The organism is Streptomyces sp. CRCS-T-1 (genome assembly GCF_024442335.1).
Taxonomy (GTDB): Bacteria; Actinomycetota; Actinomycetes; order Streptomycetales; family Streptomycetaceae; genus Streptomyces; species Streptomyces koelreuteriae.
Genome location: NZ_CP101651.1, coordinates 3272408 through 3297477, shown reverse-complemented (window position 1 = coordinate 3297477; position 25070 = coordinate 3272408). Strand labels below are relative to the sequence as shown.

Genomic DNA, 25070 nt, shown 5'->3' with positions numbered 1-25070 from the left:
ACAAGTAGGTGTACGACGCCGAGTGAGGGGACGATGTCGCGACTCAGCCGCGAGAAGAAGCGGGAACAGAAGCAGGCCGCACACGCGGCGACTCCGGCGGCGCCGATCGACGTCCATGTCCCCGGGACAACAGGACGCGGTGCCGGAGCCGGTGCCGGAGCGCCGGGCGTGTCCGACGGCGCGTCCGTCGGCGGCGTCCCCGTCTACGCGGCCCCCGGCGAGGAGATCCACAAGGCGGTCCTGAACCGCCTCCACCACATCGCCCTCGCCACCGGCCATGCCGTCCTCGCCACCATCCACGACGAGCGCATCGGCTACGTCGTCCCCCTCCGGGTCGAACCGGACGGCTCCAGCCACTTCACGGCCGAGCCGGTCCGTACGACACCGCCGGAGGAGTCCGTCACCGGACACCCGCCGCACCCCCCGACGACCGGCCCGACCTCCCGCCCGGCCCCGGAACCGACGACGGCCGGCGCGGCGGTGCAATGGCCCGAGGCGGGCACACCCGCGCAACCACCGACCGCCCCTCCGGCGACGGAGTGGCCCCCGGCCGCCGCCGCTGAGCCGCCCTCGGTCGGCCCGGCCGTGGAAGCGCCCTTGGCCGGCACGCCTACGCACCCTCCGACCGCCGGTCCGGCGACGGAATGGCCCCAGGCCGGCGCCGTCGCAGAGCCGCCCCCGGTCGGCGCGGCAGCGGAACCGCCCCTGACCGTCCCGGCGACGGAATGGCCCCCGGCCGCAACGGCTGCCGAGCCGCCCCACGCCGACGCCGCTGCGGAACCGCCCGCACCCGGCACGCCCGGACCCATGCCACCCCCGGCGGAGCAGGAACCCCTACAAGACACCTCACACAACCCCTCGCGCAACGACAGCGCCACACACGTGCTGCGCCCCGTACCGGAGTCGGACGACCTTGGCGCGGCCCCGACCTTCCGTCTGCGCGCCGTACAGGAGCCGCCCGCACCGGAGGACACGCCTCCGGGCCCGGCCGCACCGCCCGGCACCGTCGCGCCCCCCACCGGTGCGTTCGGGCCGCCTCCGCCCATGGACGCGAGGCCGCTGCCCGTCCCCGAAGCCGGTCCCGTCGCCGCGCCGAGGCGAAGCAGGAAGCCCGACCCGGTGCTCGAAGCGGAGATGCTCGCCGACCTCGACGCCAAGCCCACGCCCGCCCGCGGCTTCGACGCCGTCGCGGAGGCCATGTTCGGGGACGAGACCCCCGACACCTCGGGCGACTCCGCGGCGCCCGCCCTCGTCGCGGAGCCGATCACGCGGATCAACGAGGCCGTGAAGGAGGGCAGGATCGAGGAGGCGGCCGGGCTCGCGGAGCAGACCGTCGCGCAGGCGTCGGCGGCGCTGGGGCCGGAGCACCCCGAGGTGCTCCGGCTGGGTGAACTCAGCGCGTACATCGCCTACTTGGCCGGTGACCCGCTCCGCGCCTTCCGGCTGTCGCTCGACCTGGCCGGTGCCCGCCGCCGTACGGGCGACGCGGAGGCCGCCTACGGCAACGTGCAGAGCGCGTCCACCGCCTGGCGGGCCGTGCGCGACCCGGCGGTGGGTCTGGAGCTGGGGCGCGACCTGATCGGCCTGTGGACCGAGCTCGCCGCCGAGGACGGCCCGGCAGCCGACGAGATCGAGCAACTGGAGTCGGCCCGGGCCCGCATGGGCCGCCTCACGGAACGCGCCCGCAACCAGTGAAGAGAAGAACTACTCCGACAGCTCCCACACCGCGTACGCGACCGCGTCGCTGTTGCGGTCGAGGGCGGTGTCGCTGATGTTGGCCGTGGTGTCGCAGGAGGAGTGGTAGCAGCGGTCGAAGGCCTGCCCGGCCGTACCGCCCCACTTGGCCGCCTGCGCCGCCGTCTTCGCACGGCTGGCCCCGGTGAACAGGCCGCCCACCGGCACGCCCGCGCTCTTGAAGGGCGCGTGGTCGGAGCGGCCGTCGCCCTCGGTCTCGATCTCGGTCGGGACGCCGAGGCCGCTGAAGTAGTCCTTGAAGGTCTTCTCGACCGCCGGGTCGTCGTCGTAGACGAAGTAGCCGGGGTTCGAGGAGCCGATCATGTCGAAGTTGAGGTAGGCGCTGATCCTCGAACGGTCCCCGGTGGTCAGCCGGTTGACGTAGTAGCGGGAGCCGACCAGACCGAGTTCCTCCGCGCCCCACCAGGCGAACCGCAGATGCTTGGTGGGCTTGTACTGCGCCCGGGACACCGCGAGGGCGGTCTCCAGGACGGCGGCCGAGCCGGAGCCGTTGTCGTTGATGCCGGGTCCTGAGGAGACGCTGTCGAGGTGCGAGCCGGCCATCACGACCTGGTTCGCGTCGCCGCCGGGCCAGTCGGCGATCAGGTTGTAGCCGGTGCGTCCCGAGGCGGTGAACTGCTGGAGCGTGGTGGTGAATCCGGCGGCGTCCAGCTTGGCCTTCACGTAGTCGATCGAGGCCTTGTAGCCGGTCCGGCCGTGCGCGCGGTTGCCGCCGTTGGCGGTGGCTATGGACTGCAGCTGGGTCAGATGGGCCTTGACGCTCGCCAGGGGCAGGTCGGGTGCCGCGGCCGGTCTCGGGGGAGCGGACGCGGCATCGGCCACGGCGCCACTCGTCAGGAGCATGACACTCGCTATGCCGCCTGCTGCCACGGCACGCGCGGAAACGGAGAGCTTCATGTGGGGACTCCGAGTTCCTTCGGGCAGCCCGTGGGGTGTCCGAAGGCCGCCCGGGGTGAATGGGGTGCCTGGATGGTGAGGCTGATGCTGACTCTCCGTCAAGAGCCTGAACAGGACAGGGCGTTACCGGGCCCGCCGCCGTGCTACTGCACGCAGAACTCGTTCCCCTCCGGGTCCGCCATCAGAGCCCACTCGCCGCCCTGCTCCGCCACCCGCCGCAGCACCCTCGCCCCGAGCCCCTCCAGCCGCGCGACCTCCTCCTCGCGCCGCCCCTCTCCCGGGTGCAGATCGAGGTGCAGCCGGTTCTTGACCGTCTTCGCCTCCGGCACCTTCTGGAACAGCAGCCGCCGCCCCAGCCCGGTCCCGCTCTCCTCCTCGAACGGGTCCTCGGGGTGCCGTACGGCGACCAGGTCCCGGAAGGCGTGGCGGCCGTGGAACTCGACGACGAGCTCCTGCGGCACGACACCGGCGCCGAGCAGCTTCCCGATGAGGACGCTGTTGTCCTCGACCTCGTAGTGGAGCGCGGCGGCCCAGAAGTCGGCCTGCGCCTGCGGGTCGCCCGCGTCGATGACGACCTTCCAGTGCACGGGGGCGGGACGTGCCGGTGTCTGTGTCATGGACCAGTTATACGGCGCGGGTGTCGTACGCGGTCCGGGCCGCGGCGATCTCTTCCTGGTGTTCCTCCGTCCAGGTCACCAGGGACTGGATCGTGGTGTGCAGGGTCCTGCCGAGCGGGGTCAGCTCGTAGTCGACCCGCGGCGGCACCACCGGGTGCACGGTCCGCTTCACCAGCCCGTCCCGCTCCAGCGACCGCAGGGTCACCGTCAGCATGCGCTGGCTGACCCCGTCGATCTCCCGGCGCAGTTCGGTGAAGCGCAGCCGCCGGTTCTCCAGCAGCGCGATGACCAGCAGCGACCACTTGTCGGCGATCCGGTCGAGGATCTGCCGGACCTGGCAGTCCTCCCGGGTGTCCCACTGGAAGGGATCGGCGTCGCCGTAGTCCACGGTGCTCTCGCAGTTACTCGGTGACTTCGAAGTGCCTTCTTCCATGTCTCCCGATGCTGCCGCAGGGTGGTCGTGGTTACAAGAGGGAACCGACCCTCGGTTGCGTAACCGACTGACGGCGGAGGAGTGTGGACTGATGGGCACCCGTGCCTGGGCGCTGCTGCTCGTTCTGTGCGGAACGATCTTCCTCGAAGGCATCGACGTCGCGATGATGGCGGTGGCGATCCCGGCCATCCGCTCCGACCTGGGGCTGGGCACCGACACCGCGGCGTGGGTGATGAGCGCCTACGTGCTCGGCTACGCCGGCTTCACGCTCCTGGGCGGCCGGGCCGCCGACCTGCTCGGCAGGCGCCGGATGTTCCTGCTCTGGCTGGCCGTCTTCCTCGCCTTCTCGGGGCTCGGCGGCTTCGCGACCGAGGGCTGGATGCTGGTCCTCGCCCGCTTCGTGACGGGCGTCGCCGCCGCGTTCATGACCCCGGCCGCGCTCTCCCTGATCACCACGTCGTACGAGGAGGGCCCGGAGCGCAACAAGGCCCTGCTGATCTTCGCCGGGACGGGCGCGGCCGGCTTCTCCCTCGGTCTGGTGATCGGCGGTCTGCTCACCGAGCTCGGCTGGCGCTGGGTGTTCTTCGCGCCCGTGCTGCTGGCCGCGGCCCTGCTCGCCGCGGCCGTGCGGCTGATCCCCGGGCGCGACGCCCCGCGGACCCGCCGGGGCACCTTCGACCTGCCCGGCGCGATCACCGCCGCCGGCGCGATGCTGCTGGCCGCCTACACCGTCGTACGCCTGGAACACGGCCTGCGCGACTGGCCGCTCACCGCGGCCTCGGGGCTCGGGGCGCTGCTCCTGGCCGGTGCCTTCGTCGCCGCCGAACGCCGCTGCCCCGACCCGCTCGTCCGCCTCGGCATCCTGCGCCAGGGCCCGATGGTGCGCGCCGACCTCGGGGCGCTGCTCTTCCTCGGCGCCTTCTTCGGCTTCCAGTTCATCGTCACGCTCTACCTGCAGGAACTGCGCGGCTGGTCGTCCCTCCAGACGGCGCTGGCCCTGATCGTCATGGGCATCGACGCCGTCCTCGCCCCGACGCTCACGCCCCGCCTGGTCGCCCGCTGGGGCAACGCCCGCGTGATCGTCGGCGGTTTCGTCCTGGCCGTGGCCGCGTACGCGCTGTTCCTGCCGGTCGGCATGGACTGGTCCTACGCCGCGATGTTCCCGACGCTGTTCCTGGCGGGCCTCGCCTTCGCCCTGGCCTACGGGCCGCTGACGATCGCGGCCACGGACGGGGTCGCCGAGTCGGAGCAGGGCCTGGCGGGCGGGCTGTTGACCACCGCCACGCAGTTCGGCTCCGCGATCGGCATCTCGGCGGTGACCGCGGTCTACGGCCTGGCGTCCACCGGGTCCGGCCCCGAGGCCACGCTCTCGGCGTTCCGGGCGGCGCTGGTCGTGCCGGTCGTCCTGGTGGTGCTGGGCACGCTGATCTCGTCGGTGAGCGCGCGGGAGGCGCGACGGGCAGTGCGCAGCGCGTCCCAGGTGAGCAGCGTGAGCGCCAGCCACACCAGCGCGAACCCGGCCCAGCGCTCCGGCGGCATCTCCTCGTGGAAGTAGAAAATGCCGAGCAGGAACTGGATGACCGGCGTCGAGTACTGCAGCAGGCCGATCGTGGACAGGGGCACGCGGATGGCGGCCGCGCCGAAGCAGACCAGGGGCAGCGCGGTGACGATGCCGGCCGAGGCGAGCAGGGCCGCGTGCCCCGCGCCCTCGGTGGTGAAGGTGGAGTCGCCCTGCCCGGTCAGCCACACCAGGAAGGCGAGCGCGGGCAGGAACTGGATCGCGGTCTCGGCGGCCAGCGACTCGATGCCGCCGAGGCCCACCTTCTTCTTCACCAGCCCGTACGTGGCGAAGGAGAAGGCGAGGCAGAGGGAGATCCACGGGGGCCGGCCGTAGCCGATGGTCAGGACGACGACCGCCACGCAGCCGGTCCCGACCGCCGCCCACTGCACGGGCCGCAGCCGCTCCTTCAGCAGCAGCACCCCGATCCCGATGGTGACCAGCGGGTTGATGAAGTACCCGAGGGAGGCCTCGACGACGTGCCCGGAGTTCACGGACCAGATGTACAGGCCCCAGTTGATGGTGATGACCGCCGCGGCGACCGTGATCAGCGCCAGCTTGCGGGGCTGCCGCAGCAGCTCTCCGGCCCAGGCCCAGCGGCGCAGTACGAGCAGGGCGGCGCCCACGAAGACCAGCGACCACACCATCCGGTGGGCCAGGATCTCCACCGCCCCGGCGGGTTTCAGCAGGGGCCAGAACAGGGGGACGAGCCCCCACATCCCGTAGGCCGCGAACCCGTTCAGCAGTCCTATCCGTGCCTCGCCCTTCGGCTTGCCGGTCACGGGCCCCCTCCTTCGCACGTCGTCTTCCGCGACCACGAAGGTAACGCCGAGCACCCCCGGCTGTCATGGCCGTATCGCCATACGGTCATGACAACCGAGGGTGGAGGGGGCAGAGGCACGCCGGGTGGGGCGTCAGCCCTTGAGCGCGGCGGCGATGGCCTCGGAGAACGGCGTGGTCGGGCGGCCGGCCAGACGGGACAGGTCGCCGGTGGAGACGACCAGCTCACCCTTCTCGATGGAGGCGTCGACCCCGGCCAGGATCTGCGCGAACTGCTCGGGCAGACCGGCGCCGGCCAGGATGCCGGTGAGCGCCTCGGGCGTGACCGCGTTGTAGGCGATCTCCTTGCCGGTCTGCCGGCTCAGCTCGGCCGCGTACTCGGCGAAGCTCCACGCGGTGTCGCCGCCCAGCTCGTACGTCTGGTTCTCGTGCCCCTCACCGGTCAGCACGGCGACGGCGGCTGCGGCGTAGTCGGCGCGGGAGGCGGAGGAGACCCGGCCCTCTCCGGCGGCGGCGACGACCGCGTTGTGCTCCAGCGTCGGGGCGAGGTTCTCGGTGTAGTTCTCGTGGTACCAGCCGTTGCGCAGCAGCGCGTAGGGCACGCCCGAGTTCAGCAGGGCCTCCTCGGTGCCGCGGTGGTCGTCGGCGAGCGCGGCGGTCAGGCTGCCCGGGGCGCTGGTGTAGGCGAGCAGGGCGACCCCGGCCGCCTTGGCGGCGTCGATGACGACCTGGTGCTGCGCGACGCGGCCCTTGTCGAACTCGTTGCCCGAGATCAGCAGGACCTTGTCACCCGCGGTGAAGAGGCCGTCGAAGGACGCGGGGGTGTTGTAGTCGGCGAGCGCGATCCTCACCCCGCGGTCCGCGAAGTCGGCGGCCTTCTCGGCATTGCGGACGACCGCGGTGATCTGCTCGGCGGGAACCTTCTCCAGCAGCTGCTCCACGACGTGACGGCCGAGCTGTCCGGTGGCTCCGGTGACGACGATGCTCATGGTGATGACTCTCCTTGTGGGGTGCGGTGGCACTAACCCTAGGAGTAGCGCTAACTCTTGGAAAGTACCCACTTTGAAGTAAGGTACTGGCATGGCAGTAAGTGATGGCGAGGCCCTGTGCCCGTACCGGCTCGTCCTGGAGCACGTCACCAGCCGCTGGGGCGTGCTCGTCCTGATCGAGCTGCTGGAGCGGCCGTACCGCTTCAGCGAGCTGCGCCGGGCGATCAGCCGGTACGGCAACGGCGCCCGGGGCGTCAGCGAGAAGATGCTCACCCAGACACTCCAGACCCTGGAGCGTGACGGCCTGGTCGACCGGGACGCCAAGCCGGTGATCCCGCCCCGCGTCGACTACTCCCTCACCGACCTGGGCCGCGAGGCCGCCGAGCAGGTCAGGTCCCTCGCCCAGTGGACCCACGACCGCATGGACGATGTGGAGAAGGCCCGCCTGACCTACGACGAGACCCGGGCCGCTTCCTAGCGCTCCCGGGCCTCGGTGTTACTCAAGCGTGCGGCTCAGCCGGCGACCGTCCAGGTGTCCCCGCCCGCCAGCAGCGCGCCCAGGTCGCCCTTGCCGTGCTGCTCGATCGCCTGGTCGAGCTGGTCGGTCATCTGCGTGTCGTAGACGGGCCGGTCCACGGCACGGAAGACACCGATCGGGGTGTGGTGCAGGGTGTCCGGGTCGGCCAGGCGGGACAGGGCGAACGCCGTGGTCGGGGACGGGGAGTGCGCGTCATGGACGAGCACCCGGTCCTCGTTGTCCGGCGTCACCGCGACCACCTTCAGATCCCCGGTCAGCGGGTCCCGTACGACACCCTTCGCCAGGTCGGCGCCGAAGCGGATCGGCCTGCCGTGCTCCAGCCGGATCACGGCCTCCTCGGCCTGCTGCTTGTCCTTCAGGGCCTCGAAGGCGTTGTCGTTGAAGATGTTGCAGTTCTGGTAGATCTCGATCAGGGCCGTGCCCTGGTGGGCGGCGGCCTGGCGCAGCACCTCCGTCAGATGCTTGCGGTCGGAGTCCACCGTCCGCGCCACGAACGACGCCTCCGCGCCGATCGCCAGCGACACCGGGTTGAAGGGCGCGTCCAGCGAGCCCATCGGCGTCGACTTGGTGATCTTCCCGACCTCTGAGGTCGGCGAGTACTGGCCCTTGGTCAGACCGTAGATCCGGTTGTTGAACAGCAGGATCTTGAGGTTGACGTTGCGCCGCAGCGCGTGGATCAGATGGTTGCCGCCGATGGACAGCGCGTCGCCGTCACCGGTGACGACCCACACCGACAGATCGCGGCGCGAGGAGGCCAGACCCGTGGCGATGGCGGGGGCGCGGCCGTGGATGGAGTGCATCCCGTACGTGTTCATGTAGTACGGGAACCGGGAGGAGCAGCCGATGCCCGAGACGAAGACGATGTTCTCCTTCGCCAGACCCAGCTCGGGCATGAAGCCCTGCACCGCCGCGAGGATGGCGTAGTCGCCGCAGCCGGGGCACCAGCGCACTTCCTGATCGGACTTGAAGTCCTTCATCGACTGCTTCGCCTCGGCCTTGGGGACGAGGGAGAGCGCTTCGACGATGCCCGTGCCGTGCGTGGACGTCTCAGCCATCGATGGCCTCCTTCAGAGCCGCGGCGAGCTGCTCCGCCTTGAACGGCATGCCGTTGACCTGGTTGTACGACTGCGCGTCGACCAGGTACTTCGCCCGGATCAGCGTGGCGAGCTGCCCGAGGTTCATCTCGGGGATCACCACCTTGTCGTAGCGCCCGAGGACCGCGCCGAGGTTCTTCGGGAAGGGGTTGAGATGGCGCAGATGCGCCTGCGCGACCGACTCCCCGGCCCTGCGCAGCCGCCGCACCGCGGCCGTGATCGGCCCGTACGTCGAACCCCAGCCCAGGACGAGGGTCCTGGCCTCGTGTGGATCGTCCACCACGAGGTCGGGGACGTCGATGCCGTCGATCTTGGCCTGCCGGGTGCGGACCATGAAGTCGTGGTTGGCCGGCGAGTAGGAGATGTTGCCGGTGCCGTCCTCCTTCTCGATGCCGCCGATCCGGTGCTCCAGACCCGGCGTGCCCGGGATCGCCCACGGCCGGGCCAGCGTCTGCGGGTCGCGCTTGTAGGGCCAGAACACCTCGGAGCCGTCCTCCAGGGTGTGGTTCGGGCCCTGCGCGAACTGCACCCGCAGGTCCGGCAGCTCGTCCAGATCCGGGATCCGCCAGGGCTCGGAGCCGTTGGCCAGATAGCCGTCGGAGAGGAGGAAGACCGGCGTGCGGTACGTCAGCGCGATCCGCGCCGCCTCCAAGGCCGCGTCGAAGCAGTCCGCCGGGGTGCGCGGCGCGACGATCGGCACCGGCGCCTCGCCGTTGCGCCCGTACATCGCCTGGAGCAGATCCGCCTGCTCGGTCTTGGTCGGCAGACCGGTCGACGGCCCGCCGCGCTGGATGTCCACGACCAGCAGCGGCAGCTCCAGGGAGACCGCGAGGCCGATGGTCTCCGACTTCAGCGCCACCCCGGGACCGCTCGTCGTGGTCACGGCCAGCGAACCACCGAAGGCCGCGCCCAGCGCGGCCCCGATTCCGGCGATCTCGTCCTCGGCCTGGAAGGTGCGCACGCCGAAGTTCTTGTGTTTGGACAGCTCGTGCAGGATGTCCGACGCCGGAGTGATCGGATACGACCCCAGATACAGCGGCAGATCCGCCTGTCGGCTCGCGGCGACCAGGCCGTAGGACAGGGCGAGGTTGCCGGAGATGTTGCGGTAGACACCCGGCGGGAACGCCGTGGCCGCCGGGGCCACCTCGTAGGAGACGGCGAAGTCCTCGGTGGTCTCGCCGAAGTTCCAGCCGGCCCGGAACGCGGCGATGTTGGCCGCCGCGATATCGGGTTTCTTCGCGAACTTGGACTTGAGGAACCTCTCCGTGCCCTCGGTGGGCCGGTGGTACATCCAGCTCAGCAGGCCCAGCGCGAACATGTTCTTGCTGCGCTCGGCCTCCTTGCGGCTGAGGTCGAACTCCTTCAGCGCCTCCACGGTGAGCGTGGTCAGCGGCACCGGGTGCAGGTGGTAGCCGTCCAGCGACCCGTCCTCCAGCGGACTGGTGCCGTAGCCGACCTTCTGCATCGCCCGTTTGGTGAACTCGTCCGTGTTGACGATCACCTCGGCGCCGCGCGGCAGATCGCCGATGTTCGCCTTCAGGGCGGCCGGGTTCATCGCCACCAGCACGTTCGGCGCGTCACCGGGCGTGAGGATGTCGTGGTCGGCGAAGTGCAACTGGAAGGACGACACACCCGGCAGGGTCCCGGCGGGCGCCCGGATCTCGGCCGGGAAGTTCGGCAGCGTCGACAGGTCGTTGCCGAACGACGCGGTCTCCGAGGTGAAGCGGTCACCGGTGAGCTGCATACCGTCACCCGAGTCCCCCGCGAACCTGATGATCACCCGGTCGAGACGGCGGACGCCCTTGGCGCCCCCCGCTTTGCGCTGCTCTCCTACGACTGGTCCGTCGGCCTGCTCCGCTGGGCTACTGACCTGGCTGGTCACTGAACTGGACCTCCCTCGAGGCGGCTGTCCCGGACAGGCCTTCCCGCAGGCCTCCCAGGATCAACCCTACGACCGTAAGGGTCGCCTTCTTTGTGTCATTCGCATCTTGGACGCGACTTTGGGGTGATCACCCACTCCTGCCGCCCATGTCAGGAATTGAGGTACGTCAGCACGGCCAGGACCCTGCGGTGGTCCCCGTCGCTCTGCGACAGCCCCAGCTTCAGGAAGATGTTGCTCACGTGCTTCTCGACCGCGCCGTCGCTGACCACCAGCTGCCGGGCGATCGCCCCGTTCGTCCGCCCCTCGGCCATCAGCCCCAGCACCTCACGCTCCCGCGGCGTGAGCCCGGCGAGCACGTCCTGCTTACGGCTGCGGCCCAGGAGCTGCGCGACCACCTCCGGGTCGAGGGCCGTACCGCCGCCCGCCACCCGCACCACCGCGTCCACGAACTCGCGCACCTCGGCCACCCGGTCCTTCAGCAGATAGCCGACGCCCCGGCTGGACCCCGCGAGCAGCTCCGTGGCGTAGCGCTCCTCCACGTACTGCGACAGCACCAGCACACCGAGGCCCGGGTGCGTCTTGCGCAACCGCACGGCCGCCCGCACCCCCTCGTCGGTGTGCGTCGGCGGCATCCGCACATCGGCCACGACGACGTCCGGCAGCTCGCCCTGCGCGTCCAGCTCGGTGATGGTCTTGATCAGCGCCTCGCCGTCACCCACCCCGGCGACGACCTCATGCCCGCGGTCGGTCAGCAGCCGGGTCAGGCCCTCCCTGAGCAGCACTGAATCCTCGGCGATGACCACCCGCACCCTGTCCTCCACGATGTTCCGGCCCCCCCACAGCCCGACGCCGCCCGTCCGCGACCCACATCGGCTCCGCGCCCACCCGTGCGACGGGTCCAGCATTTCAGGATCGGGGGGTGGATGGGGGGTGGGTCGGGCTTCTTGTCCGAGTGAGTATGGGGGAGGGGGCTTGCTTCTTGGTCGAGCGATTCGGGTGCTCGGTGGGCACAGGCCGGGGGTCCAGGGGGCGGAGCCCCCCGGCAGACCGGAGACGGAACGCCCCGAGCCCCGCCCCCCGACCGGAGGTCACCGCACGTACGCCCCCCGCCAAGGCAACTCCGCCGTCACCCGGGTCGGCCCGCCCGCAGGCGAGTCCACCACCAGAATCCCGTCCACCGCATCGAGCCGCTCCGCCAGCCCGGCAAGCCCCGACCCCCGGGACACATCGGCCCCACCCCGCCCGTTGTCCACGACCTGCAACATCAACCGGTTCTCGACCCGCCAGACCTCCACACCCGCCCAGGTCGCCCCCGCGTGCTTGCTGACGTTCTGCAGCAGCTCCGACACCGTGAAGTACGCGATCCCCTCGATCGCCGGCGCCGGCCGCTCCGTCAGATCGACCTCGACGCCCACCTGCACCGTGCACCGCGACGCCACCGCCGACAGCGCCGCGTCCAGCCCCCGGTCGGTCAGCACCGCGGGATGGATCCCCCGGGCCAGATCCCGCAGCTCCTGCAAGGCCGTCTTCACCTCGCCGTGCGCCTCGTCCACCATCCGCGCGGCCGCCTCCGGATCCTCCTGGAGCTTCTCCTTCGCCAGCCCCAGATCCATGGCCAGCGCCACCAGCCGGGCCTGCGCCCCGTCGTGCAGATCCCGCTCGATGCGCCGCAGGTCCGCCGCGGCCGTGTCGACCACGACCCCCCGGTCGGACTCCAGCTCCACCACCCGCGAGACCAGCCGCGACGGCCCGAGCAGCCCGTGCACCATCAGCCGGTCCACCATCGTCAACGCCCGCACGATCCACGGCATGGCGATCGTGAGCAGCAGCCCCACCAGCGCGGTCATCGTGATCTCGAACGGGTTGTCGAGATAGATCTGGTGCGTCTCGTCGCCGTAGAGCTGGACCCCGTCCTGCCCGGCGTACATCGGGAGCACCCAGAACCACAGCGGATACGTCAGCAGCCCCCAGCCCAGCACCCACACGTTCACGGCGACGGCGAACGAGAACACCGCCCAGGGCAGGTGCAGCAGCGCGTACAGCAGGGCCCGCCACGAGGCACCGCTCTTGAGGACGGCCCCCATCCACGCCATGGCACCCGGCTTCCGCGCCCGCAGCGGCTCCGGCTCGGCCACCTCCAGGTCCAGCAGCGCCCGCGCCCGCAGCCGCTCCAGCGCCCCGAAGCCACGGCACCCGGCGAGCGCCGCCGCCAGCACCGGCACGCCGAGGAACGTCACCAGCAGCCCCGCCCCCAGCGACACCATCGTGACCGCGTAGACGAACAGCATGATGCTGATCGGCAGGCTGAGCAGCACATGGCCGAGTTCACGCCAGGTGCGGCCCTCGACCGGCGCCCGCAGCGCGACGGGCAGCCGGTGCCGCCGTCGTCCGGTGCTCCCGGGGTACCCGGGCCCGCCGTCGAACCCGTATCCCTGTCCGTACTCCGTGGCCATCGACGTCGTCCTTCTCCTCGTCCGGCGACTGTGCTCTCGATACCTCCACCCTGCTCCGCCGCAGGTCGGCGGACCATGGAGTCCGTCGGCGTCTTGGACGGGGGGTTTTCCCCACCTCCGGCCGGGTGGCAGCGCGGTGGGGTCTAGAAGCCGCCGGTGCCCGCGGCGGACGCGTCCGTGCGGTCGCGCCAGGGCAGTTCCGCCGTGACCGTCGTAGGGCCGCCCTCGGGCGACTCCAGGACGAACAGCCCGTCCACGGCGCCGAGCCGTTCGGCCAGTCCCCTCATCCCCGTACCGCTGTCGAGACTCGCGCCCCCGCGGCCGTCGTCCCACACCTGTATGAGCAGCCGGTCGGCAGCCCGCCACACATCCACCGACGCCGACCGCGCCCGGCTGTGCTTGCTGACGTTCTGCAGCAGCTCCGAGACGGTGAAATAGGCGATGCCCTCGATGGCCGCGGCCGGCCGCGCGGGCAGATCGACCGTCACCTTCACGGGGACCGTGCAGCGCGAGGCGACCGAGGACAGGGCCGCGTCCAGGCCCCGGTCGGTCAGCACCGCCGGGTGGATCCCGCGGGCCAGATCCCGCAGCTCCTGGAGCGCCAGCTTCACCTCGCCGTGCGCCTCCTCGACCATCGCCGCCGCCGCGTCGGGGTCCTCCAGCACCTTCTCCTTGGCCAGGCCGAGCCCCATGGCCAGATTGACCAGCCGGGCCTGCGCCCCGTCGTGCAGATCCCGCTCGATGCGCCGAAGGTCCGCCGCGGCCGTGTCGACCACGACCCCCCGGTCCGACTCCAGCTCGGCGATGCGCCGCTCCAGCTCGTCCGAGGGCGACAGCAGCCCCCGCACCATGGCCCGGTCGGCGTTGGCCAGCCCCCGCGCGATGAACGGCAGCACCGGCCACAGCACGAACAGCGAGACCAGAGTGATGGTGAAGGTGAGGACGCCCCACGGCAGCCGCATGAACTCGTACAGCACCGCACGCCAGCCCACCGGGTCCTTCAGCGACATCCACACCTGGGTGAGGAAGCCGCCCGAGCCGCGCAGCGGCAGCCGGCTCGGCTCGTCCACCCGCACCCCGAGCAGCGCCCTGGCCCGCGCCCGCTCCAGCTTGCCCAACTGCCGGGCGCCCATGAGGCCGGCCGCGAGCAGCGGGAACCCGATCACCGTGACGGTCAGCCAGAAGCTGGTGAACAGCACCGTCATGACATAGGTGAATCCGAGCAGGGAGAGAGGAAGGTTCGCCAGGAGGTGCGCGATCTCCTTCCAGGTGTGCCGGTCGTAGGCGAACCGGGGCGGTGGCGGGCGGTCGTCCTGCCCGGCCGTCGTCGCGGCCGCCTTCGCGCCGGTGGACGGGAAGCGTTCGGTCATACGCGGTAGCGTGCCCGGCCGCGGGCGCCCGCGCCATGAGGTGCGCCGCCGGGATCGACTGAGGAAAACCCCACCCCCGCATGCCAGGGCGTGACGGGCTGCTTACCCTGCCTTTATCAGGGCCTAGACTCCCGTGCGTACAGATCGTCGAACAGCGGCGTCCGGGTGAACCGGGGGATCGCCGCAGGACCAGGTCCGAGTTTCAAGGGAGCGAGGGACGGACGTGCCGGAACCGACCGTCGTCACCACGACCGTCGTCGCGGCGGACTACTTCCAGTCCTATTCGGTCGTCGGACTGCTCGCCGTGGTCGGCGTGCTGTTCGTCGCCGTCGCCTTCGGGGCCGGCCGCCTGCTGCGGCCCGTGGTCCCCACGCCCGAGAAGCTCCTGACGTACGAATGCGGCGTCGACCCCGTCGGCGAGGGCTGGGCCCACACCCAGGTCCGCTACTACGTCTACGCCTTCCTCTACGTGATCTTCGCCGTCGACTCGATCTTCCTTTTCCCCTGGGCGACCGTCTTCGCCGCCCCCGGCTACGGCGCGACGACCCTGGTCGAGATGTTCATCTTCCTCGGCTTCCTGGCCGTGGGCCTGCTCTACGCATACAAGAAGGGCGTCCTGGCATGGACGTGACCCCCGACGTGACCTCCGCCGGCCCCGAACCCGTGCTGCTTCCCGAACCGAAGCGGCTCGGCGCCCTCGCGCGCCTCGCACCCGAGCCGATGAAGGTGATCCTCAACTGGGGCCGCCGCTACTCGCTCTGGGTCTTCAACTTCGGCCTCGCCTGCTGCGCGATCGAGTTCATCGCCGCGTCGATGGCCCGCCACGACTTCATCCGCCTCGGCGTGATCCCCTTCGCCCCCGGCCCCCGCCAGGCCGACCTGATGGTGGTCTCCGGCACGGTCACGGACAAGATGGCCCCGGCGGTGAAGCGCCTCTACGAGCAGATGCCCGAGCCGAAATACGTCATCTCCTTCGGCGCGTGCAGCAACTGCGGCGGCCCCTACTGGGACTCCTACTCCGTCACCAAGGGCGTCGACCAGATCATCCCCGTCGACGTCTACGTCCCCGGCTGCCCGCCCCGCCCCGAGGCACTGCTCCAGGGAATCCTCAAGCTCCAGGAGAAGATCGCCCGCGAGTCGCTGGGGGAGCGCTACGGCACCACGGCACGCCCGTCGACGGCGGCGCTGCAGAGCGGCCTGGTAAAGCCACCGTCCTCGGACCCAGCGTCGGCGTCGGAGTCGGGGGAGGGACGATGACCGCGGTCGGCTGGCTGCCCGCCGCCACCGAGGAACTCTTCGGCCCGGACGCCACGGCCGAGGAGTCCTACGAGGTCCTGACGGTCGACGTCCCCCCGGCGACCTGGATCGCGGCCCTGCGGACCGCCCGCGACCGCCTCGGCTGCACCTACTTCGACTGGCTGAGCGCGGTCGACGAACCGGGCACCGGCTTCCGCGTCAGCGCCCACATCGCGGCCCTGTCCCCCCTCCGCCGCCTCCTCGTGCGTACGACGATCCCGCACGAGTCCCCCGCCCTGCCCTCGGCGGTCGACGTCTACGCGGGCGCCGCCTGGCACGAACGCGAGACGCACGAGATGTTCGGCATCGCCTTCGAAGGCCACCCGGCACTCGACCACCTGCTCCTGCCCGACACCTTCGAAGGCCACCCCCTGCGCAAGGACTTCGTCCTCGCCGCCCGCGTCGCCAAGGCCTGGCCCGGCGCGAAGGAACCCGGCGAGTCCGAACACGGCGGCCCCAAACGCCGCCAGATGCTCCCCCCCGGCGTCCCCGACCCCAACGAATGGGGCCCCCTCAAGGGCCAACTCCCCCCGGCCCCGTCCCGCCCGACCCGAGGCGCGACTCCTCGCCCCGCAGGCGAACGCCCCGTACGGCGAACACGCACAGCGGGGGAGGGCTCGGCGAGCCAGGCCGCTACCGGCACCCCGGAGGCTCCGCGCCGCGCGCGTACGGCGGGGGAGGGCTCGGCGAGTCAGGCCCCGCCCGGTGAGTCGCCCACGTCGGCTCCGACAGGACCGCGCCGCAACCGCACGTCGGCGGAAGGCTCGGCCAGCCAGGCCGCCGCTGGTACTCCGGAGGCTTCGCCCCCGGCTGCCCCGCGCCGCGCACGCACGTCGGCGGAGGGCTCGGCGAGCCAGGCGGCTGCCGGTACTCCGGAAACTCCGTCTCCGACCGCGCCCCGCCGCACACGCACGGCAGCGGACGGCTCAGCAAGCCAGGCCGCTGCAAGCGCCCCGGACACGCAGCCCCCGGCCGCCCCACGCGAGGCGTCGGAGAGCCAGTCCACGCCGGGCGACACGCCCCCCTCACCCCCGGCCACCCCACGCCGTACCCGCACCGCAGCAGACGGTTCGGCGAGCCAGGCGCCCGGCGGATCGGAACCCCCGGCGACCGGCCCCGAGTCCCCGACACCCGGGCCCGAATCCCCGGCGACCGGCTCCGAAGCAGCGGAGCCCGGCACCGAGACGCCGCCCCCCGGGCAGCCGGAGTCCCCCGCAACCGAGGCCGCACCCCCGACCCCGTCGGCGGGACCGCGCCGCGCGCGCAGCGCTTCGGAGGGCAGCTCGAGCCAACGCAGCGCGTCCGACCGAGGCGAGGGCCGGCCGGCCAGGCCTGCCCGCCCGGCTCCGCGCAGCTCCGACGCCCCCTGGCACCACGCCCGCCCGGCCTTCGACGAACCGGACCCCGAAGCGTCGCCCGAGACCACGCAGTCGCCGACCCCCGAGCCCTCGGCCGACTCGAAGACCCCCGAGCCGCCCCCACAGACCACAGAAGCCACAGAGCCCGCAGAGTCAACAGAGCCCACGGACACCCCCGAAGACCCCACAGGAGGCACGCGGTGAACGACGCGCTCGACGTCATCCTGCGACTTCTGATCGTCTTCGTCGTGTTCCTCACCTTCCCCCTGATCATCGGCCAGACGGAACACAAGGTCATGGCCCACATGCAGGGCCGCCTCGGCCCCATGTACGCCGGCGGCTTCCACGGCTGGGCCCAGCTGGTCGCCGACGGCGTGAAGTTCGCGCAGAAGGAGGACATCGTCCCCGCGGGCGCGGACCGCCGCATCTTCCAACTGGCCCCCGCCGTAGCCCTGCTGCCGTACCTCCTCGTCCTGCTCGCCATCCCCATCGGCCCCGGCGAGGGAGCCGTCGGCCAGGTCATCGACGCGGGCGTCTTCTTCGTCCTGGCCGTCATGGGCGTCGGCGTCCTCGGCTCGCTCATGGCCGGCTGGGCGTCCGCGAACAAGTTCTCCCTCCTCGGCGGCCTCCGCACCGCCGCCCAGCTCCTGGCCTACGAACTCCCGATGCTCCTCACCGCCGCCTCCGTCGCGATGGCGGCAGGCACGGTCTCCCTCCCCGGCATCCTCGACGCCTTCGAGTGGTGGTGGCTGCCCTGGCAGATCGTCGGCGCGATCGTCTTCTTCGTCGCCGGCCTCGCCGAACTCCAGCGCCCTCCCTTCGACATGCCCGTCGCCGACTCGGAGATCATCTTCGGCGCGTACACCGAGTACACCGGCCTCCGCTTCGCCCTCTTCCTCCTCGCCGAGTACGCCGGAATCGTCGTCCTGTGCGGTCTGACCACCGTCCTCTTCCTGGGCGGCTGGCACGGCCCCTGGGGCGCCGACGGCCTCGGCTGGGTCTGGACCCTGCTGAAGACCGCGGTCCTCGCCTTCCTCGTGATCTGGCTGCGCGTCACCTACCCGCGCCTGCGCGAGGACCAGCTCCAGAAGCTCGCCTGGACCCTCCTCGTCCCCCTGTCCCTCGCCCAGATCGCCCTCACCGGCGTCGTCAAGGTGGTGATCAACTAACCATGGCTGCGTCCCTCCCGCCCTCCCGGCCCCGCATCCCCGGCTCCGGCCTGGCCAAGGGCCTGGCCGTCACCCTCCGCACGATGACGAAGAAGTCCGTCACCGCGCAGTACCCCGACGCCCAGCCCGACCTCCCGCCCCGCACCCGCGGTGTGATCGGCCTGTTCGAGGAGAACTGCACGGTCTGCATGCTCTGCGCCCGCGAGTGCCCGGACTGGTGCATCTACATCGACTCCCACAAGGAGACGGTCCCGGCGGCGACCCCCGGCGGCCGCGAACGCAGCCGCAACGTCCTCGACCGCTTCGCCATCGACTTCGCCCTGTGCATGTACTGCGGTATCTGCATCGAGGTCTGTCCTTTCGACGCCCTGTTCTGGTCCCCGGAGTTCGAGTACGCCGAGACCGACATCCACGACCTCACCCACGAGCGCGACAAGCTCCGCGAGTGGATGTGGACCGTCCCGGCCCCGCCCGCCCTCGACCCCGCCGCTGAGGAGCCGAAGGAAGTCGCCACCGCCCGCAAGACCGCCGAGAAACTGGCGGCCGCTCAGGCGGAACCGCAGGAGGGAGAGTCGTGAGCCTTGCCGCCGAAAGCCACGGCTTCCTCTCCCCGACCGGCGTCGAGATCGCCTTCCTCCTCGTCGGCCTGGTCACCTTCGGCGCCGCGATCGTCACCGTCACCACCCGGCAGCTGGTGCACGCCGCCCTGTGGCTGGTGGTGACCCTCGGCGGCCTGGCCGTCGAGTACCTCCTGCTCACCGCCGAGTTCATCGCCTGGGTGCAGGTCCTCATCTACGTCGGTTCCGTCGTCGTCCTCCTCCTGTTCGGACTGATGCTCACCAGGGCCCCGATCGGCCGCTCCCCGGACGCCGACTCCGGCAACCGCTGGGCCGCCCTCACCGTGGCCCTCGCCGCGGCCGCCGCCCTGGTCTGGGTCGTCGTCGACGCCTTCCGCACGACCTGGATCGACCTCAACGGCCCCGCCGCCGGTTCCACCGAGGCCACCGGCGCGAGCCTCTTCCAGAACTGGGTCCTCCCCTTCGAGGCCCTCTCCGTCCTCCTCCTCGCCGCCCTGGTCGGCGCGATCGTCCTGTCCCGCAAGGCGAAGGCCGACGCGGCGACAGCGCCCGGGACCGCCCCAGCCGATCGCACCCCGGCCGACGGCAGCGACAAGGAAGGCACCCGCTGATGCACCTCGCCTATCCCGCCGTCCTCTCCGCTCTCCTCTTCTGCACGGGCCTGTACGGCGTCCTCGCCCGCCGCAACGCGATCCTGGTCCTGATGTCGGTCGAGCTGATGCTCAACGCCGTCAACCTCAACCTGGTCGCCTTCGACGTCTGGCTCAGCAGGACCGCCGAGGAGACCCTGCACTCCGGCCAGGCCCTGACCCTGTTCACCATCGCCATCGCCGCCGCCGAGATCGGCATCGGCCTGGCGATCGTCCTCGCCGTCCACCGCAACCGCGGCACCGCGGACATCGACAAGCTCCGCGACACCGCCGAACGGCACGGCCCGGACGACCACGACCCCGACGGCCACGACAGCGACGCCCGCACGGCCGAGCAGCCCGGCGAGGCCCAGAAGGCTGAGGCCACCGCGTGACCACGACCACCCTCGCCGTCCTCGTCCCCCTCCTTCCGTTCCTAGGCGCCGCCGCCGGCCTGCTCCTGGGCCGCACGGCACCCGGCTTCGTCCGCCCGCTCGCCGTCCTGCCGACGCTCGCCTCCCTGGTGCTCGCCGCGCTGGTCGCCGCACGGCAGGGCGGTGACACGGCCGTCAACGCGGCCACGGAACTCACCCCGACCGGCTCGGTCCCGATCGAACTCGCCCTGCACATCGACGGCTTCGCCGCCCTCGTCGCCGTCGTGGTCGGCCTGGTCGCCTCCTGCGTGCAGATCTACTCGACGGGCTATCTGCGCGACGACCCGCGCTACCCCTCGTACGCCGCCCTCGTCTCCCTGTTCACCTCCGCGATGTTCCTGGTCGTCTACTCCGGCGACCTGATCGTGCTGCTGGTCGGCTGGGAAGTCATGGGCATCTGCTCCTACTTCCTGGTCGGTCACTACTGGGAGACCCCGGAGGCCCGCGCCGCCTCCCTCAAGGCCTTCCTGGTCACCAAGCTCGGCGACGTCCCCTTCCTCATCGGCCTGTTCGCCCTCGCCACCGACGCCGGCTCCTTCCGCATCACGAAGGTCCTCGGCGCCGTCGCGAGCGGCTCACTCGACCATCCGACGCTGATCGCCCTGTTGCTCCTCGCGGGCGTGGCGGGCAAGTCGGCGCAGTTCCCGCTGCACACCTGGCTCCCCGACGCGATGGCGGGCCCCACCCCCGTCTCCGCGCTGATCCACGCCGCGACGATGGTCGCCGCCGGTGTCTACTTCATCGCCCGTCTCCTCCCGGTCTTCGAGGCCTCGCAGGCCGCGATGGTCGTGCTCGCCGTCATGGCCGCCGTCACCATGGCCGGCTCGGGGCTCGCCGCGCTCGCCCAGGACGACATCAAGCGCGTCCTCGCCTACTCGACGATCGGCCAGCTCGGCTACATGACCGGCGCCCTCGCCGTCGGCGACCGCGGAGCCGCCGTCTTCCACCTCCTGTCCCACGGCGCCTTCAAGGCGCTGCTGTTCCTCGCGGCCGGCGTGATCATCCACGCCGCCGGCACCAACTCGCTCGCCGCCATGTCCCGCATGCGGAACCTGCGCGCCCGCGTCCCCGACGCCTACTGGACGATGACCGTGGCGCTGCTCGCGCTCGCCGCGATCCCGCCCTTCAGCGGCTTCTTCTCCAAGGAGGCCGTCCTCGGCGTCGCCGAGCACGTCGTCACCGGGCACACCGAGCACGCCCCCGCCGCCGCGGGCTGGATCGTCCTCGTCGCCGGCCTGCTCACGGCCGTGCTCACCGCCGCCTACGCGATGCGCCTGTGGCTGCTCGCCTTCCGGGGCCGGGGCACCGAAGCCCCCGACCACGGCAAGGAGCCGCTGACGATGACCGTCGTGCTGTGGGTACTGGCCGTCCCCTCCCTGGCCCTCGGCGGATTCGCGTTCCGCGTGCTGCCCGACTGGTTCGACGGCCGTGACCTCGGCCCGACCCTCACCACCTCCGTGCTCGGCACCGGCGTCGCCCTGGTCGGCGGCATCGTCACCTACGGCGCCTGGCGGCACACCACCGCGCTCGCGGCCCGCGTCCCGCTCGGCGCGGTCGCCGCCCACCCCGAGGGCGACGCCGCCCGGGTCGAGGCGGAAGCCATCGCCACCCACGAGCCGGCCTACGGGGACATCGCCTACGCGCCCGACCCCGCCGACCCCGGACGGCTCCTGCTCGGCCCCCTGCACCGGCCCGCGGCCGCAGGCTTCCACGTGGACGCCGTGTACACGGCGCTCTTCGTCCGCCCGGTCCAGGCCGGAGCGAGCCTCGTCCGGTTCCTCGACCGCGAGGTCGTCGAGACCTATGTACGCGGTGCGGGCGCGCTGCCCCGCTGGCTCGGCGCCGCCGTGCGACGCGCCCAGACCGGCAACGTCCAGACCTATGTGAGCGCGCTGCTCGCCGGCACCGTCGTCCTCGCGGTCGCCGCCGTCCTCGTCGCCACGGGAGCGTGAGCAGGCGTGATCGATATCAACGAGTCCGTGATGCAGGTCCTTCTGGCGTTCATCGTCGTCGGCCCGCTCCTCGGCGCCGCCGCGGCTCTCCTGCCTGCCCCGCCCGGGCTGAAGGGGAAGTCACCCGAGCAGGCGGTGCTCCGGCACGGCGTCACCGTCACCGGCGCGGTCCTCATCGCGGCGATCGTCCTCGCGCTCGGCTTCGACCACGACCAGCCGTCGAAGATGCAGGCCAGCACGGACATCAGCTGGATCCCCGCACTCGACGTACGCATCCACCTCGGCATCGACGGCATCTCCCTCCCCCTTCTGGTCCTGAGCGCGCTGCTGACCTTCCTCTGCGCGCTCTACTCGTACTTCAAGATGCCTGAAGGCCCGACCCCGAAGGCCTTCGTCGCCCTGCTGCTCCTCCTGGAGTCCGGCACCCTCGCGACCTTCGCCGTCCTCGACCTGCTGCTGTTCTTCCTCGCCTTCGAGATGGTCCTCATCCCGATGTACTTCCTCATCGCCCGCTGGGGCGGTGAGGGCCGGAGCCAGGCCGCCTGGCGGTTCATCCTCTACACGCTGCTCGGCTCCGTGGTCATGCTGCTCGGCCTGCTCCTGATCGGGCTCAAGGCGGGCACGTTCGACATGATGGCACTCGCCACTGACAACGGCCGGTCGCTGACCGCATCCGTGCAGGTCATCGCCGTTTTGTCGATCGGGATCGGGCTCGCGGTCAAGACGCCGATGTGGCCGCTGCACAGCTGGCTGCCCGACGCCCACACCGCCGCGCCGACCGTCGGCTCGGTCCTGCTGGCCGGTGTCCTGCTGAAGATGGGTACGTACGGATTCGTCCGCATCCTGCTCCCCATCGCGCCCGACGGATTCCGCACCTTCGCGCCCTACCTCGCGGCATTCGCCGTCGTCGGCATCATCTACGGATCCCTGGCCTGCCTGGCCCTCGCCAAGCAGGGCGCGAAGGGCGACCTCAAGCGCCTCATCGCCTACTCGTCCGTCGGTCACATGGGCTTCGTCCTGCTCGGCATCGCCGCCATGACCCCGACCGGCGTGAACGGCGCCCTCTTCGCCAACATCGCCCACGGCCTCATCACCGGCCTGCTCTTCTTCCTGGTCGGCGCCCTGAAGGACCGCACCGGCACCACCGACCTCGACACCCTCGCCGAGGAGACCGGAGCCGCCCTCTACGGCAAGGCCCCGCGCCTCGGCGGCCTGCTCGCCTTCGCCGCGGTCGCCTCGCTCGGCCTGCCGGGCCTGGCCGGCTTCTGGGGCGAGATGCTGGCCCTCTTCGGCGCGTTCCAGCCCGCCGCGGGCCTCAGCCGCCCCGCCTTCCTCACCTTCATGGCGATCGCCGCGTTCGGCACCCTGCTGACGGCCGCGTACCTGCTGATCGTGGTCCGCCGCGTCTGCATGGGCGCCCTGCCGAAGGACGCCCCGGCGCTCCCCGACGTCCGCTCCTACGAGTTCGCGGCCTGGGCCCCGCTCGTCGCCCTCACGGTCGTCGCGGGCCTGTGGCCCAAGGCCCTCCTCGGCCTGAGCGACCCGGCCGTCCAGCAGCTCCTCGCAGGAGGCAACCGATGAGCTCCCCGGCCCAGCCCCTGGCCGCGTCGCTGGTCCAGTCCGTCGACTGGCTCGCGATCGCGCCGCCCACCCTCACGGCGGTCGTCGGACTCGTCGTCCTGGTCGCCGACCTGTTCGTCGCCGAGCACCGCAAGGCGCTGCTCGGCTGGACGTCGGTGGCGGGCCTGGCCGCCGCCACCCTGATGCTGCTGCCCCTCCTGGACGGCGACCGCAGCACCTTCTGCCTGACCGGCGACGCCACCGTCTGCAGCTACACGGCGGACCGCTTCACCCTGGTCATCCAGTTCCTGGTCCTCGGCGGGGCCCTCCTCACCGCCCTTCTGTCGGTCACCGCCCTGAAGGACGGCCGCAAGGAGCTCCCCGAGGGGGAGTACTGGTTCCTGCTGCTGTCCTCCGCGGCCGGCGCCGCCCTCCTGCCCGCCTCCCGCGACCTCGCGACCCTGATCGTCGCCCTGGAGGTCGCCTCCCTGCCTGCCTTCGCGCTCGTCGGCCTCAAGTACGGCGACCGGAAGTCCTCCGAAGCGGCCCTGAAGTTCTTCCTGTCCTCGGTCACCGCGACCGCGGTCAGCCTCATGGGCATCAGCTTCGTGTACGCCTCCACGGGCACCCTGTACCTCACCCAGGTCGCCGACCGCATCCAGAACGTCGACGGACAGCTCCACACGCTCGCCCAGACCGGCGTCGTCCTCACCCTCGTCGGCTTCGCCTTCAAGACGGCCGCCGTGCCCTTCCACTTCTGGGTGCCCGACACCTACGTGGGCGCGCCCCTGCCCATCGCCGCCTACCTGTCGGTCATCGGCAAGGCGGTCGGCTTCAGCGGCCTGATCCTCGTCACGGTCGTGGCCCTCCCGTCGTACGCCGATCTCTGGGGCCCGGCCCTGGCGGTCCTGGCCGCGCTCACCATGACCGTGGGCAACGTCGGAGCCCTGCGTCAGCAGGCCACGCGCGCGTACAGCGCGGTCCGCCTGCTCGCCTGGTCGTCCGTCGGCCAGGCCGGCTACCTGCTCGTCCCGATCGCCGCCGCCGGGTACTCCGGGGACGCCGAGAAGTCGATCGGCTCCACCGTCGCCTACGCCCTGATGTACGGCGCCGTGAACCTCGGCGCCTTCGCCGTGGCCGCCCTTGTCGGCCGTACGAAGTCCCTCAACCGCGTCGCCGACTACCGAGGCCTGTACGCGTCGAACCCTCTGTCCGCCCTGATCCTCGCGTTCTTCCTGCTCTGCCTCGCCGGACTGCCGCCGGGCATCATCGGCCTCTTCGCCAAGGTCACCGTCTTCGCGGCGGCCGTCGACGCCGGCCTCGGCTGGCTGGCCGTGATCATGGCCGTCAACGTCGTCATCGCGCTGTTCTACTACCTCCAGTGGACGACCCTGCTCTTCCGCGCCCCCGAGGGCGAGCCCCAGAAGCACCGCGTCCCCGTCCCTCTCACCGCAGCGATCGCACTGACCGGCGTCCTCGGCATTGTCCTGTCGGGGGCACCCCAGCTCGTCCTGCGCTTCACCGACACCGCCCTCTTCTGAACGCCGGCCACTGAACGACAGCCGCTTTCGCCACGCGCGCGTGGGGCACCCGCCTCCCTGCGCGCGCGTGCCGCTTCCTGGCGCCGTTCACCCGGACGGCCCAAACCCGGCGCCGCACGCACAAGGGAACTAGTGCCCCCCGCCTGGCGTTGACCAGTACGGGAGGGTCCACTGGACGTGACACCAC

The 25070-nt window shown here is 71.5% G+C and carries 22 protein-coding genes and 1 pseudogene; 13 read left to right on the top strand and 10 right to left on the bottom strand.

What is annotated here, in order from left to right; all coding sequences use genetic code 11:
* Positions 1-33: 33 nt before the first annotated feature.
* Positions 34-1695, top strand: coding sequence for a tetratricopeptide repeat protein (locus NNW99_RS14650; RefSeq protein WP_215119537.1), 1662 nt, complete (start codon positions 34-36; stop codon positions 1693-1695).
* 9 nt (positions 1696-1704) lie between these two features.
* Here the strand turns inward: NNW99_RS14650 and NNW99_RS14645 are convergent, their stop codons facing one another.
* From NNW99_RS14645 to NNW99_RS14635, 3 genes are all read right to left on the bottom strand, one after another.
* Complete coding sequence (locus tag NNW99_RS14645) at positions 1705-2652, bottom strand: M28 family metallopeptidase (protein WP_215119536.1); 948 nt, start codon at positions 2650-2652, stop codon at positions 1705-1707.
* 143 nt (positions 2653-2795) lie between these two features.
* Positions 2796-3269: a VOC family protein gene (locus NNW99_RS14640; RefSeq protein ID WP_215119534.1), complete on the bottom strand. Its 474-nt coding sequence runs from the start codon at positions 3267-3269 to the stop codon at positions 2796-2798.
* Positions 3270-3276: 7 nt separating this feature from the next.
* Entirely contained in the window at positions 3277-3702 is a 426-nt protein-coding gene (locus tag NNW99_RS14635; RefSeq protein ID WP_215119533.1) for a helix-turn-helix domain-containing protein, read from the bottom strand.
* A gap of 91 nt (positions 3703-3793) precedes the next feature.
* On the opposite strand from NNW99_RS14635, the gene NNW99_RS14630 reads away from it, so the two are divergent.
* Positions 3794-5257 carry an MFS transporter gene (locus NNW99_RS14630; RefSeq protein ID WP_251057797.1) on the top strand — a complete coding sequence of 488 codons (1464 nt, stop codon included), beginning with the start codon at positions 3794-3796 and terminating at the stop codon, positions 5255-5257.
* On the opposite strand, the pseudogene rarD reads toward NNW99_RS14630, so the two are convergent.
* Positions 5242-5979 (bottom strand): annotated as a pseudogene (gene rarD / locus NNW99_RS14625) (EamA family transporter RarD); the annotation flags it as partial. The gene NNW99_RS14630 and the pseudogene rarD overlap by 16 nt on opposite strands.
* A 195-nt stretch (positions 5980-6174) precedes the next feature.
* Positions 6175-7029: an SDR family oxidoreductase gene (locus NNW99_RS14620; RefSeq protein ID WP_215119532.1), complete on the bottom strand. Its 855-nt coding sequence runs from the start codon at positions 7027-7029 to the stop codon at positions 6175-6177.
* A gap of 91 nt (positions 7030-7120) precedes the next feature.
* Between NNW99_RS14620 and NNW99_RS14615 the strand changes: the two genes are divergently transcribed.
* Entirely contained in the window at positions 7121-7507 is a 387-nt protein-coding gene (locus NNW99_RS14615) for a helix-turn-helix domain-containing protein (protein WP_215119530.1), read from the top strand.
* Between the two features lie 35 nt (positions 7508-7542).
* Here the strand turns inward: NNW99_RS14615 and NNW99_RS14610 are convergent, their stop codons facing one another.
* From NNW99_RS14610 to NNW99_RS14590, 5 genes are all read right to left on the bottom strand, one after another.
* A complete protein-coding gene (locus NNW99_RS14610; protein WP_215119529.1) occupies positions 7543-8622 on the bottom strand; it encodes a 2-oxoacid:ferredoxin oxidoreductase subunit beta in 1080 nt (359 codons plus the stop codon).
* On the bottom strand, positions 8615-10543 hold the full coding sequence (locus tag NNW99_RS14605; RefSeq protein ID WP_215119528.1) for a 2-oxoacid:acceptor oxidoreductase subunit alpha: 1929 nt from the start codon (positions 10541-10543) through the stop codon (positions 8615-8617). The genes NNW99_RS14610 and NNW99_RS14605 overlap by 8 nt, the downstream gene beginning before the upstream one ends.
* Positions 10544-10692: 149 nt before the next feature.
* On the bottom strand, positions 10693-11352 hold the full coding sequence (locus tag NNW99_RS14600) for a response regulator transcription factor (protein ID WP_285439966.1): 660 nt from the start codon (positions 11350-11352) through the stop codon (positions 10693-10695).
* Between the two features lie 279 nt (positions 11353-11631).
* Entirely contained in the window at positions 11632-12996 is a 1365-nt protein-coding gene (locus NNW99_RS14595; protein ID WP_215119526.1) for a sensor histidine kinase, read from the bottom strand.
* A 143-nt stretch (positions 12997-13139) separates the two neighbouring features.
* Entirely contained in the window at positions 13140-14366 is a 1227-nt protein-coding gene (locus tag NNW99_RS14590) for a sensor domain-containing protein (protein WP_215119525.1), read from the bottom strand.
* A 223-nt stretch (positions 14367-14589) separates the two neighbouring features.
* Here NNW99_RS14590 and NNW99_RS14585 point away from each other — a divergent pair, with 223 nt between their 5' ends.
* The 10 genes from NNW99_RS14585 to NNW99_RS14540 are packed head-to-tail and all read left to right on the top strand — an operon-like array spanning position 14590 to position 24883.
* Positions 14590-14997 (top strand): NADH-quinone oxidoreductase subunit A, encoded by a 408-nt coding sequence (locus tag NNW99_RS14585; RefSeq protein WP_010041427.1) that lies wholly within the window; start codon positions 14590-14592, stop codon positions 14995-14997.
* Complete coding sequence (locus NNW99_RS14580) at positions 14988-15623, top strand: NADH-quinone oxidoreductase subunit B (protein WP_215119524.1); 636 nt, start codon at positions 14988-14990, stop codon at positions 15621-15623. The genes NNW99_RS14585 and NNW99_RS14580 overlap by 10 nt, the downstream gene beginning before the upstream one ends.
* Positions 15620-17224 carry an NADH-quinone oxidoreductase subunit C gene (locus tag NNW99_RS14575; RefSeq protein ID WP_215119520.1) on the top strand — a complete coding sequence of 535 codons (1605 nt, stop codon included), beginning with the start codon at positions 15620-15622 and terminating at the stop codon, positions 17222-17224. Before NNW99_RS14580 ends, NNW99_RS14575 begins: the two co-directional genes overlap by 4 nt.
* The gene (locus NNW99_RS14570; protein WP_215119518.1) at positions 17221-18189 is read left to right on the top strand and encodes a complex I subunit 1 family protein; all 969 of its coding nucleotides are present in this window, start codon (positions 17221-17223) and stop codon (positions 18187-18189) included. The genes NNW99_RS14575 and NNW99_RS14570 overlap by 4 nt, the downstream gene beginning before the upstream one ends.
* A 2-nt stretch (positions 18190-18191) precedes the next feature.
* Complete coding sequence (locus tag NNW99_RS14565) at positions 18192-18767, top strand: NADH-quinone oxidoreductase subunit I (protein WP_215119516.1); 576 nt, start codon at positions 18192-18194, stop codon at positions 18765-18767.
* Positions 18764-19378: an NADH-quinone oxidoreductase subunit J gene (locus NNW99_RS14560; RefSeq protein WP_215119514.1), complete on the top strand. Its 615-nt coding sequence runs from the start codon at positions 18764-18766 to the stop codon at positions 19376-19378. The genes NNW99_RS14565 and NNW99_RS14560 overlap by 4 nt, the downstream gene beginning before the upstream one ends.
* On the top strand, positions 19378-19791 hold the full coding sequence (nuoK, locus tag NNW99_RS14555; protein WP_215119513.1) for an NADH-quinone oxidoreductase subunit NuoK: 414 nt from the start codon (positions 19378-19380) through the stop codon (positions 19789-19791). The genes NNW99_RS14560 and nuoK overlap by 1 nt, the downstream gene beginning before the upstream one ends.
* Entirely contained in the window at positions 19788-21782 is a 1995-nt protein-coding gene (locus NNW99_RS14550) for an NADH-quinone oxidoreductase subunit L (protein ID WP_215119512.1), read from the top strand. Before nuoK ends, NNW99_RS14550 begins: the two co-directional genes overlap by 4 nt.
* A gap of 6 nt (positions 21783-21788) precedes the next feature.
* Positions 21789-23363, top strand: coding sequence for a NuoM family protein (locus tag NNW99_RS14545; RefSeq protein WP_215119511.1), 1575 nt, complete (start codon positions 21789-21791; stop codon positions 23361-23363).
* On the top strand, positions 23360-24883 hold the full coding sequence (locus NNW99_RS14540; RefSeq protein ID WP_215119510.1) for an NADH-quinone oxidoreductase subunit N: 1524 nt from the start codon (positions 23360-23362) through the stop codon (positions 24881-24883). Before NNW99_RS14545 ends, NNW99_RS14540 begins: the two co-directional genes overlap by 4 nt.
* The last annotated feature ends 187 nt before the right edge of the window (positions 24884-25070 follow it).